Here is a 716-nt window from a genome sequence, read left to right as displayed (position 1 = left end):
AGTGAGTTGTAGAAGATGAACTCGAGGATCACGCGGTGACCGCCCTGCTGTCCAGCACGACCACCCCGCTACACCACTATGAGGGACTCAACTACTAAGTACGGAGCTTGATTCGGCTTTGAACTGCAGGCTCTAACAATCCTGGCGTGGAATCAGGGCGCCTTCTGTTTTCGTCGCCTCGATCCAATCGCCCATGGATGGGGCGAGGTGCTGCCCGCAGCTGCCTCCCGTGGCCACCCGCACCCTCCGCAAGAACAGACGGGCATCGTACAAGAACAGACGGGCATCGTAGGAGTACGTACATGCCTTGTTCTTGCGTCGATCGATCACCGCGACCGTCGCGACCGTGAGCCCCGGGACCTGTGTCAACCGAGCCACCAACTGCTGGCGAGCGTGATCCCGGTTCCAGCCAGCGGCCTGGACCACTTGATCGAGAATCTGGCACTTGCCCTTTTTCGGCGCCAAAGCGTTGGTATGCGCAGACGTCTTCGCAATCTCGTGCCGTGCAGCCAACATTGGTTCCTTCGCCCTCGTGCCACATCGTGACCGGCTCACCGTTCACGGAAAAACTATGTGAGGTACGGCCCCCTGCTACGCGGGGACTATACGTGAGTGTCGTCTGGGAGGGTGTCAGGAAGTTTGTGTGTGAGGCTCTGATCTAGAAGGAGTTTCACCGATAATGACTACGGTGTCACCGAAGAAAAGCCACGACCCGG

Annotated in this window: 1 protein-coding gene; it reads right to left on the bottom strand. The window is 58.7% G+C overall.

Annotation, left to right across the window (positions count from 1 at the left end):
• Positions 1-132: 132 nt before the first annotated feature.
• The gene (locus BSZ39_RS12995; RefSeq protein ID WP_073717693.1) at positions 133-516 is read right to left on the bottom strand and encodes a hypothetical protein; all 384 of its coding nucleotides are present in this window, start codon (positions 514-516) and stop codon (positions 133-135) included.
• Positions 517-716 lie beyond the last annotated feature (200 nt).

The sequence above is a fragment of the Bowdeniella nasicola genome, from assembly GCF_001907295.1.
Lineage (GTDB): Bacteria > Actinomycetota > Actinomycetes > Actinomycetales > Actinomycetaceae > Bowdeniella > Bowdeniella nasicola.
Note: the sequence above shows the minus strand (reverse complement) of the source record. Positions and strands in the feature narration are given on the sequence as shown.